Origin of the sequence: Nitrosomonas sp. (assembly GCF_022842015.1) — a bacterium.
Lineage (GTDB): Bacteria > Pseudomonadota > Gammaproteobacteria > Burkholderiales > Nitrosomonadaceae > Nitrosomonas.
Map to the genome: position 1 here is coordinate 22,374 of NZ_JALHQJ010000008.1, position 11,515 is coordinate 33,888.

Genomic DNA, 11,515 nt, shown 5'->3' on the forward strand with positions numbered 1-11,515 from the left:
CTTGCTAAGTTGTGACCGGCAGATTTTTCTCGGTAGATGCAGGCGCAGCCAGAAGTTTATCTTTTAGCGATAGATAGATTCGATTTCGTCCTGCATTTTTGGCTGCATATAGTGCTTTGTCGGCCGCATTGACGAGATGATCTTCGTTTTTTATACCGGCTTCCTTGAAAGCAACGCCAATACTTATCGTGATTTGAATATGAACTTCGCCGATGTTGATTTGTTGCTGACTTATTTGATGACGAAGTCTTTCTGCAAAAAGGATAGATGATTTTACATCCGTATTTCCTAGCTGACATACAACTAGAAATTCTTCTCCTCCCATGCGACAAAAGGTATCACCTTTACGTGCGGTTTTTCGAATAATGGCAGATACTTCTTTAAGTACTTTATCGCCTATTGAGTGACCATAGTTGTCATTGATTTTTTTAAAATGATCAATGTCGATGAGCATGACCGCCATCAATTGACCGGTTCGGTTGGCGACACTCCATGTCTCAGACAGTGTTTCCATACCAGAGCGCCGGTTGGGTAATTCTGTCAGCATATCGGTCAGGGCATAGTATTCTAATTTACGATTGGTAACCGCTAATTCAGCGGCAAAGCGCTTGAGTTGCTCGCGGTCCTGTTCCCACGCTTCCTGTAATTGCCGGTAGTGCCAGGCTGCTCGCAATCTGGCCCGGAAAGCCCTAATATTGATGGGTTTGGTCACATAGTCGTCAACGCCCGCATTAAATGCTTTAATAACTTCTTCTTCATCTTCGATACTAGTGAGCATAATGACGTATAAGTTTTGTCCCCATTCAGTTGCTCGTAATGATTTGGTTAATTCAAGACCATTCATGATGGGCATCATCCAATCGGTGATGACTATGTGCGGCAATACCTCCATCGCAAGTGCTAATGCCTGTTGACCATCATTGGCGGTATACACAGTGTGACCCAGAACGTTGGAGAGTAATTCCTTGGAAAGAATAAGATTGGTTGGGTCATCTTCAACCAGGAGTATTCGTAGTGAAGCGGCGTTGGTTGCGTCTTCCGGCCGTGGCGCGGCTGCGCTCATCATTTTATGAAAGGATGGAAGTTGTTCCTGGGCTGTTATTTTAAGTATCTTCCCCCATGTATGCCATTCCCCTATGATTTGGTCGATAAAGTTGCCAAATGTTTCGGTATCCAGACCGATTTTACCACCCAGTAGTAACAGTCCTGAAATGCGCTGATTACGCTCCGATTCCTTGGTTAATGCAAAGTCAGCAATCTGTTTCGCCAAGTAAAGCTGATGCAGAATTTGGTAAGGTCGAGAACCTTCAGAAAAACCAGATTCGTCAGGCGCTTCATGATAGTAAATCGGTTCCACAAAAATCTTTGGGAAGCCAAAATTAATTAACATCGCAGCAGTCAACTCATTATGATCAGTCTTTAAGTACTGTTGCTCCAATTGGTTCAAAGGGATGTCTGGTGATTGTTTCTGTATGAGCTCGGAATATTGGTCGGGATAAATTGAAGCGAGTGCCAGGCAGCCGATGCGCATCATTAAGCCGCAGGAAAATAGATCCTCAGATGAAGAAACTTGAGTTGACTTACTCAATTCTTGCATTGCAATGGCCATCAATAGCGAATGAGACCAGAATTCCTGATAATTAAATCCTTTGCTTGAGCCTTTCGAATATTGATCGATGAGCGAGAAACTCATGGCCAATTGCTTGACGGTGTTTAGCCCGACACGAGAAACGGCTTCTGCTATGGATGAGATCGCGCGCGTGGTTTGTTTAGTCGCATTGGCGCGCTGAATCAAGCGACCTGCGAGTGCAGGATCAGTTTGAATGAGCTTAGTGATTTCGTTGATGGATACATCTTCTTGACGGCAAGCTTCCAGAAGTGCCAGCGCCACGCCTTTAGGGCTGGGCAATAATGTGCTAATTTTTAGTTGGTTAAGGTCAGCTATTTTCATGATCGATTGTGCTGGGATTGGATGCCTGAATTACCCACTTCTGCTCAATGATAGAACAAATTTTTTCTGCGGGGATTGGTTTGCTAAAGTAGTAGCCTTGCAGAGTATCACAACCGAAATATTTAAGAGTTTGAGCTTGTTCTAAGGTTTCTATACCTTCGGCAGTCACTGAAAAACCGAGATTCGCTGATAATGAAATCATTGCCAGGACGATTGCAAGATTGTTTTTATTCTCCAACATGTCACGAACGAAGCTTTGGTCTACCTTTATATAATTTATGGGTAAGCGCCTTAAATAATTCATAGAAGAATAGCCTGTGCCGAAATCATCCAGGGCAATCTGAATCTGATGGTTTCGTAGCTCGTGCAGCGTAGTCAACGTATTTTCATCATGCTCCATCAAAGCGCCTTCTGTAATTTCCAGGATCAGTTTGCTGGGAGGAAAGCCTGTTTCGGTAAGAATGCCGAGTACTTTATTCACCAGCTCAGGATCCTTGATCTGCAGAGGAGAGAGATTGACAGCAACTTGCAAACATTTTCCGTTCTTATGCCATTGAGCAGCCTCAGTGCATGCTGTGCGCAGTACCCACTCTCCGATTGGAAGGATTAAGCCATTTTCTTCTGCTAACGGGATGAAATCAATTGGAGAAATAAGTCCTTGTTTTGGATGCTGCCAACGTATCAGTGCTTCTACTGATTGGAAGTTGCCTTCTGCAATATCCAACTGTGGTTGGTAAACAAGATAAAATTCATTGAGCTGCAATGCATTGCGTAGATCGTTTTCCAAGTGCATGCGCTTTTCTGCCTGAAGTGTCAGCTCAGCATTGTAGAATTGGCAATTATCCCTACCTTCATTTTTGGCATGGTACATTGCTGTGTCTGCATGTTTCAGCAGGGTTTCGGCATCATTGCCATCACCCGGATAGAGAGCAATACCAATACTTGTAGTGAGTACAACATCACGGCTTTCGAGGTGAAAAGGCTGGCGCATAGTTTCACGAATTCGATGCGCTAAAATTAGCGCATCTTCCGTGCGCAATAGATTAGGAATGATAACGGTAAATTCATCGCCTCCGAGGCGAGCTAATTTGACTTCTAAATGATTCTTATCAGTACGTGACACAAAGTCAGAAAGACGTGTGCTATTTTGTAAGCGTTCTGCTGCGCACTTAAGAATGGTGTCTCCGGCATTATGTCCCATAGTGTCGTTGATACTTTTGAATCCATCCAGGTCCAGAAAAAGGATTGCTAATTTGTTATCAGTATAACGGGAGCGTTTAATTTCACCCTTTAAACGCTCCATAAAAGATTGACGGTTCGGCAGTCCAGTTAGAGTGTCATAATAGGCAAGGTGGAAAATTTTACTTTCAGAGTCCTTACGATCAGTAATATCGCGGACGAGGCAAAGTGTTTCCTCAGAATCAATCACAACAATACGATTTTCATAGTATCTAGTTTCATCGTTATCCAGCTTGAGCGGGTAATCGAAAAGCTCAACCGTGCCGTTGTGGCGAGCTTGTCCTGCGGCATCTAAATATAAGTTGGCGATATCTTGAGGCAAGCTTTGATGCAATGGATCTGCTGAATTTCGAATCAACCAGGGTGTAGTATCTGCATCACTGCAGATATTCAAAATTTTTCCTTGGTCATTTATAATGAACATTGTATCGGGAATGGCACTGAAAATTGCTGCATTGCGCGCGTTAGCGGCTTTGAGTGCGAGTAGATTCAAGTAAGCACGTTTTAAATACAATACGCGATAGCTAAGAAGATTCCAATTGATCGGTTTGGGGATAAAATCTGTCGCGCCAACCTCAAAGGCGCGAGTAATGGATTGCACATCATCCATTCCTGTGACCATGATAATAGGAAGTTCATTGCCAACTTTTTTTCGCACGTATGAACAGACCGTATAACCATCTATATCGGGCATTTCAACATCGAGCATAATCATATCGATGGGTGTTACTTCAAACAAACGGATGGCTTCGGTTCCATTGCAAGCCAGCACAACCTCGAAGCCGGCGTTCTCTAGTGCGGCTTGCATCAGGAGTCTGACCGTTGCATCATCATCGGCCAGTAAGATTTTAAAAGGTTTTGCTATCACGATGGTGTAAGTATTTTTCTTATCTCAGTGGTAACACATTGATAATGTAAGCGCATATTTTCTTGAAGCGCTTTTGCACGTGTCAATTCGCCGGCATGCCCATCAATTTCGAGTTGTTTGAAGATGGCGGATAGGCTTTCAGCACCTATATTTCCAGAGCTGGATTTCAAAGCATGCGCCGATTGGCGCAGGCCTTCAGCGTCATTATTCAGAATTGCCTGTTCAAGCTGCCGTAGACCGTTATCAGCAGACTCGAGAAAGGCCTGTAGAATTTTTTGTAGCAGGCTGCTTCCTCCCGTAGGGTCAAGTTCTCGAATCTCCTCAAGCCTAATCGGATTGAGTACTGAGGCAGTGTTATTTTCCGACTCTATTGCAACGGGTTCTGAATTTTCAGTATTCATAGGATTGCCTTTTTTTGTGGGTAACCATTGAAGGATTTTCTGTTGTAATTGATCAAGCGAATAAGGTTTAGATAGGAAGTCATCCATTCCCGCTTTTAAACACTGGATCCGATCGTTTTCAGTAGCATTGGCTGTCAGGGCAATGATTGGGATTTTGTTAAACTGTTGCCGAATCCGAGCAGTGGCTTCAAAACCATCCATCACCGGCATTTGACAATCCATTAAAATAATATCGTAGTGATTGTTGCGGATCAGGTCGACAGCTTGTTTGCCATCTTGTGCGATTACAGTATCCAGACCCAGTCGACTTAACATCGCCTTTGCTACTTCTTGATTGACCGGATTATCTTCAGCCAGTAAAACTGATCCCTGCAGGAGGAGGGGGATAGCAGGAGAGGGACTTTGTGCGGATGCAATTGCCTTGTCGAGATTACGTCCCATAACGTCCATGATAATATCAATTAATTCTTTCTGGCGGATTGGTTTATTAACGTAGCGAAGAATCCCGACATTTTCCCTTGCCAGTTGTGTGATATCACTATGGGTCGAAGTTAACATCATCATGCGGGTTTTGCTCCATTCAGGATCGGCATGAATTTTTTCTGCCAACTGCAACCCATTCATTTTCGGCATATGCATGTCTAGAATGGCTAGATGGTATGGTTCGTTGCGATCATGAGCATCCTTCATGGCAGCGAGAGCTTGTTCCGGGCCATCGGTACACACCGCTTGAATTTGCCAGTTTTGCAGTTGGAGTTTAAGAATCTCCCGGTTTGTCTGATTGTCATCCACAACCAGTACTTTGATGCCGGCTAAATTAGCTATATTAGGTTGGTATGCATGCTTCAGTGCGGATTTCTCCAACTGAAGATTAATCCAGAACTTGGAACCTTGATCGAGCTTACTTTCTACATGAATGTCTCCTCCCATCAATTCCAGTAATCTTTTACAGATCGTAAGTCCTAGCCCAGTCCCTCCGTATTGCCGTGTCGTCGAACCATCTGCCTGGGAGAAATGATGGAAAATCTTTTCATGATGTTTCAGAGGAATTCCAATGCCGGTATCTTCAACACAAATTTTGATGTTGACCAAGGATTCGGTTATATCGCTCAATTGAGTGCGAATCACAACCTCTCCATGTGAGGTGAATTTAATGGCATTATTAATCAGATTTGCAATGATTTGTCGTAGTCGGAACGAATCTCCCCGCACCATAAAAGCTATATTGGGAGGTGAAAATTGTGCCGCTAACTCCAACCCTTTTTTGTCAGCAGGATGAGCAAACATTGTCAGCGTATCTTCAACCAGCTGTACCAAGTCAAAATCAATGATCTCCAGTTCCATATGATCTGATTCAATTTTAGAGAAATCAAGGATGTCATTGATAATCCCTAACAGATGCTGCCCTGAACTTTGGACTGTTTCAGCAAATCTCTGCTGCTCCTGATTCAGTTGGCTGCCTATAAGTAATTCAGTCATTCCTAGAATTCCATTCATCGGGGTACGGATTTCGTGACTCATGGTCGCTATAAATTCGCTTTTAGCTTTGCTGGCAGCTTCCGCCGATTCTTTCGCAAGTACTAATTCCGCTGTTCTTTTTGTGACTTCTTCTTCAAGATGATCCAGGTGATTTGCAAGCTTTGCATCACGTTCTTGAATCATTTCCAGCATATTATTGAATCCTTTGGATAGTGTATTCAATTCAACGATAGCACCGGGTTCGGTTCGACTTGAGTAGTCTGCCTGATTAGTAACATGATCCATGGTGGTTGAGAGCTCGTTGAGCGGGTCCAGTACGGATCGGTTCAATCGGCGTAGCATCAGGTTGGCGATCAGTAAGGCAAGTGAAGCTGCTGCGATGGTAATGACAATGTGCCAAAGAATTTGCCAGTAAAGTGGTGCCAAAGAAATTTCCAGGTAAAGACCCCCCAAAAGCTGGTCATTGAAGCGGATAGGCTGGGTAATTGTTAAAGAATGAAGACTTGTCTTAAAATTTTCGTCTAATGACGATAAAGTTAGGGGAAGCGATTTACTGGTGACAGAGTATTCTACAAATTGTATTTTTGCCTCGTTGTAAATAGCTGCAGCTTGAATTTCATTGGTATTTTTTAGAGAATGTAATAGCGTTTGAGCTGTGTTTTTATCCTGAAACATTAAAGTGGCCACTGCATTCTCAGCCAATAACTTAGCTGTTGACTGGCTGGTTTGTGATAATGAATAAAAACTGATGAAAAAGCTGCTACAAATAACAAGGATTGCGAGCAGTAGCATGGCGGTGCCCTGTGTGGCCAGGCTGATTTGTTGCAATTTTGAGCGTAACGTGATAACTGTCGGTGATGAGTTTTTCATTATTGATATATCTCACTGGCAAAACGTAGTAATTGAGAGCTGAGTTTTAAACCACTTTTCTTTGCTTTGGCGATATTGGCCTCAAATGTAACTTTTCCCTCTTTTACCGTCATGTTAAGCACAATACCTCTCGAAGCGGTACCTGGGGTATCGGCAACGGTAAGAATTGGCTTTTCATTCAGTAGATTAATAACGTGATCGAGATCGCCAATGGCTGATCGGGTGATGAAAATCATTTGACAATTGGTGAGGTCACCGATATTTTTTACATGCCGGATCACTATTTCGTCATTGTTGATTTTCTTCTGTTGTATGTGTTGTAAATGTTCTCCAAACGGATCTTCATCATAAATACATAAATTCAAGTTTTGAATATGCTGATCAGGCCATTCAGTATAGGCAGCAAAATTGTATAAAAAGGCTACTTTCATCCGGTACTCCGTTGGTTGCTCTGCGTAGGTCAGTGGTGAATAACCTAATATTAAGAAGCAGGATAACGGCATTAGTATGAGATAAATTGAGCTTGGTTGTTTCTTGATCAGGTGGTTATTGCATAGAATTGCATATTCCCATTTTAGTAATACCCAAATCTTTTTGAACGAGCATCGGATGAACAGTAATTTCAGCTTTATGTAAAATAATGCCATAGTGAATTATCCTAGAATCGATAATCCAATCTGAGGCGCACCGTGCGGCCCGGCTGTAAGAGAGTGTTTTGCCAGTTGGTATCGGCGGCCGGATGCAGATAGTTTTCATTAAACAGGTTATAGAAACTGAGCGATGCTTCCAGTCCTTTTATCCGAGGGACATCGGTCACTAGATTGAGATTGGAGAGTACATAATTGTCAGTATTAGATCCGTCAAGCGTTTTGCGTTTGCCGTAATATTGCAATTCATATCCAGCCCGCAAGCCGGTTATCAGTGGTATCGGGATAGAAATGTTTATCTTGCCCAGATGATAGGGGGAATTAGGCAGATGCGAATTCTGTTGTTCTGCGTTTTGAAGGCCATAACTACTGCGCAGCCGCACTCCGGAATCCCAAGCTTTATCCAATGATATTTCCGCCCCTTTAGCTCGTATCTTGCTCGCTGTTTGTTGATACTGAGTGAGTTCGCTGACCGGATCTATCCCTAATGTAATGATGTTGTGCATATCCCACACATAAGCGGTAGCGCGCAGATTAAAATTGGGTTGTGCCATATAATCTGCCACGAATTCGGCGGCATCAATTGCTTCGCTGCGGAGCCCTGGATTGGCGACCTGTGATGAGATATCGTTGTAATCACGTTCGAATGCATTGGGAGAGCGGTGCGCGCGCCCATAGAGCGCTTTGAAGGTTGTTTTAGGTGTGGCCTGCCATATGAGTGCGCCGCGCGGACTTAGCCGGCTGTTAATCCAGGTGTTGTAGTCGTAGCGCAGGCCGACGGTTGCTGACAATGTTTCGGTAATGCGCCATTCATCCTGGATATACACACCGGCGCGAACCATAGAACTTCTGATAAATACATTATTATCTGGGTTATCGAAACTCTGATAGGTTTGATGGATGCGCGTATTATTTTGGTATTCGACGCCAAACATCAGTTTATGATTGTTGATTGCTGTTGAAAGCAGGCGCAATTCAGATCCGTGCCAGTCACTAGGCCCAGTGGAGTGCACATTCTGTCCCTCATACACGTTATAACCATCCCAGTTATATTTTCCGAGAAACATCCGACCCAGCACATTGAGCGTGTTGTTGGCAAAATTATCGCTATATTGGATTTGTGTGTGCAGGCGGCGGTCTCGTATAAATTGACCAGCTACTAGGGGATCGGAGAAATATCCACCGGTAGGATCTTCCTTCTTGCGATTACCATAAATGAAATCAAAAGAAAATGGACCATACGCTGCATTCGCAAATAATTGCTTGACGTTTTCTCCATCTAGACGGTGTGCTACTCCGGAAATGCCGGATTCACCAAAATCAAAGAAGCGGTCTACACCTCGAGCTTGAAGACCAGAAAAGGAAATTAATGCATCTAAACCATTATCAAATTTCTTACCCATGGTGACACGTTCTTGTGGCATGACTTCCGCAGTCTGATAAGAAGTTGAAAGCTCGACACCTTTTACGTCAGAGCCTTTGCGTGTAATGATATTGACAACACCGAGCATGGCGTTCGGGCCATAGACGGCGCTACCTGGACCTGGAATAAATTCAATCCGATCAATCAAATCAATATCGAGTGGAAAATCCCGCCCCGTCGGTCCTTGATCGTAGGTTGCATCATTGATGCGGTTGCCATTGATTGTAACCAATACGCGGGTATTGAAATCTCCGGGCAGACCAAGACCGCGTGTTCCCAGATATTCATATTGATAGTCATATGTAGTATGAATTCCCGGAAGGCTGGCCAGTGCTTCACCCAGTGTGCGCCAGCCGTAGGTTCTAATGTCCTTACGGGTAATGACGCTGACAGCGGCGGCGACTTGCTGTTGTTTTTGCTCATATTTTGACGCACCGACGACACTGATATTCATCAATTGTTCCAGACTCAATTGCTCTAAGTTTGCTGTAGCAAAGACCAGAGGTGTTTGTGTGAAAAGCAAAACGGATAGCAATCCTGCTCTGGTAGAAAAACGCAGAATAAGCGAGTGGGGTTTTTGTGGAATGAGCACGATGGGCTGCTTGAGTTCTAAATATTAATATTTAAACATGCCAAGCGACTTCTCAATATCTGAGAAATAAAAGCTTTATTACCTTAAATCATTAAATGATAAGGATAGAATTTGATTTGCTGCAAAATTGCAGAGTTGCAATTCTCTATAATGCGTTATGCAGATTGTATTTTTATATCGATTTAGCTAAGACAGATCATTTTCTAGCAACCCGAGGAATCCACCTGACTGATGATTCCATAATTGCGCATAAAGCTGATTGTTGGCAATGAGTTTGGCGTGGCTGCCCTGCTCAACGATGCGGCCTTTGTCAAATACAATAAGCCGGTCCATTGCAGCGATCGTTGAGAGCCGGTGCGCGATCGCGATCACCGTTTTTCCTTCCATCAGCCGGTAGAGGCTTTGCTGAATGCTGGCTTCGACTTCGGAATCCAATGCTGAAGTGGCTTCGTCGAGGACTAAAATGGGTGCATTTTTTAACAGCACACGGGCAATTGCAACGCGTTGCCGCTGACCGCCCGATAGAGTGACCCCACGCTCACCGACATGAGCGCCATAGCCTGTTCGACCTTTAATATCCCTCAATGATTGAATGAATTCATGCGCCTGAGCTTGTTTGGCAGCTGCAATCATTTGATCTTCGGTGGCATCCGGTCTGCCAAAAAGGATATTATCTCGCACCGATCGATGCAGCAGGGAAGTGTCCTGCGTTACCATGGCAATATTGGCGCGCAGGCTATCCTGAGTCACTGTGCGAATATCCTGTGTGTCGATGGTGATGCTGCCCTGCTGTATATCGTAGAAACGCAATAGCAGGCTGACGAAAGTTGATTTGCCAGAACCTGATCGACCCACTATGCCCACTTTCTCGCCGGCGGCAATGTGCAAATTGAGATCATCGAAAATGTTGAGGGACTCTCGATGCTCAGAGTGATAGGAAAAGTAAACATGGCTGAAGTGGATGGTACCTTGATGTACCTGTAATTCTTCGGCGCCGGGCAGGTCAGTGACAAGCTGCGGTTTAGAAATTGTGTTGATGCCATCTTGGACTGTACCCATGTTCTCGAATAGCGTGTTAACTTCCCACATGATCCAATGTGACATGCCGGTCAGCCGGATAGCGAGGCTCATGACAATTGCTATGGCACCTGGCCCGATATCACCTTGTTGCCAGATCGTCAGACTCAATGCGCCGGTTGCGAATACCATCATCATATTGATGACCCAAACACAAAAATTCAGACCGGTTGATAAGCGCATTTGTGGATGCACCGTTGCCATGAATTCTTCCATGCCCGCCTGAGCGTACGCCGACTCACGCTGACTGCGTGAAAACAGTTTCAATGTCAGGATGTTGGTGTAACTATCAACAATACGGCCGGTCATGAGCGCGCGTGCATCGGCTTGTAAGGTGGATATACGTTTTAAACGCGGGACAAAATATGACAGGATGGCAATATATAAAGCAAGCCAAACCAGCAAGGGCACACATAAAACCGGATCTGCATTGACGACCAGGAATAAGGTGGTGGTCAAGTAAACCGATACAAATAGCATAACATCGATCAGTTTGAGTACAGTTTCCCGGACCGATATTGCAGTTTGCATGACTTTGGTGGCGATGCGTCCGCTGAATTCGTGCTGAAAGAATGCATAGCTTTGGTTAAGCAGATAGCGGTGTGACATCCAGCGGACACGCATGGGAAAATTGCCCATCAGTGTTTGGTGAATTACTAATGAGTGCATTAATACTAATAGCGGTATTATTATCAGAATGAAAACTGACATGCCCAGTAAGGTTGGCCACTCCTCTTCTAGAAAGTGCTCGGTTTTCCTTTCTGCCAGCCAATCGACCATTTGTCCCAGAACGCTGTAGAGCATGGCTTCACTGACTGCAAGGCAAGTGGTCAGAATCGCTAACAACACAAGATAAGGTTCGATTCCCTGAGTGTAGTGGCGGCAAAACTGGTACAGCCCCTGCGGTGGTTCAATGGGGTGTTCCGGAGGGTAAGGGTTGATCAGGCGTTCGAAGAAGCCGAGCATAA

General features: G+C 44.4%; 6 protein-coding genes. All 6 read right to left on the reverse strand.

From position 1 onward, the window contains the following. Positions 1-4: 4 nt before the first annotated feature. The 6 genes from Q0C11_RS02515 to Q0C11_RS02540 all read right to left on the reverse strand — a co-directional run bounded on the left by Q0C11_RS02515 (position 5) and on the right by Q0C11_RS02540 (position 11,513). Positions 5-1,951, reverse strand: coding sequence for a diguanylate cyclase (locus Q0C11_RS02515; RefSeq protein ID WP_293005449.1), 1,947 nt, complete (start codon positions 1,949-1,951; stop codon positions 5-7). Next, a complete protein-coding gene (locus Q0C11_RS02520; RefSeq protein ID WP_293005451.1) occupies positions 1,938-4,058 on the reverse strand; it encodes an EAL domain-containing protein in 2,121 nt (706 codons plus the stop codon). Before Q0C11_RS02520 ends, Q0C11_RS02515 begins: the two co-directional genes overlap by 14 nt. Next, positions 4,055-6,808 (reverse strand): response regulator, encoded by a 2,754-nt coding sequence (locus Q0C11_RS02525; protein WP_293005453.1) that lies wholly within the window; start codon positions 6,806-6,808, stop codon positions 4,055-4,057. The genes Q0C11_RS02520 and Q0C11_RS02525 overlap by 4 nt, the downstream gene beginning before the upstream one ends. Further along, a complete protein-coding gene (locus tag Q0C11_RS02530; RefSeq protein ID WP_293005455.1) occupies positions 6,808-7,239 on the reverse strand; it encodes a YfiR family protein in 432 nt (143 codons plus the stop codon). Before Q0C11_RS02530 ends, Q0C11_RS02525 begins: the two co-directional genes overlap by 1 nt. Positions 7,240-7,466: 227 nt before the next feature. Further along, a complete protein-coding gene (locus Q0C11_RS02535) occupies positions 7,467-9,470 on the reverse strand; it encodes a TonB-dependent siderophore receptor (RefSeq protein ID WP_293005457.1) in 2,004 nt (667 codons plus the stop codon). A gap of 186 nt (positions 9,471-9,656) precedes the next feature. Continuing rightward, on the reverse strand, positions 9,657-11,513 hold the full coding sequence (locus tag Q0C11_RS02540; protein ID WP_293005459.1) for an ABC transporter ATP-binding protein: 1,857 nt from the start codon (positions 11,511-11,513) through the stop codon (positions 9,657-9,659). Between the last annotated feature and the right edge of the window lie 2 nt (positions 11,514-11,515).

Bases quoted from the DNA above. Each gene is read 5' to 3' on its own strand.
- Q0C11_RS02525 (WP_293005453.1), bottom strand. From the start codon at position 6,808: ATGAAAAACTCATCACCGACAGTTATCACGTTACGCTCAAAATTGCAA.
- Q0C11_RS02540 (WP_293005459.1), bottom strand. From the start codon at position 11,513: ATGCTCGGCTTCTTCGAACGCCTGATCAACCCTTACCCTCCGGAACAC.
- Q0C11_RS02515 (WP_293005449.1), bottom strand. From the start codon at position 1,951: ATGAAAATAGCTGACCTTAACCAACTAAAAATTAGCACATTATTGCCC.
- Q0C11_RS02530 (WP_293005455.1), bottom strand. From the start codon at position 7,239: ATGAAAGTAGCCTTTTTATACAATTTTGCTGCCTATACTGAATGGCCT.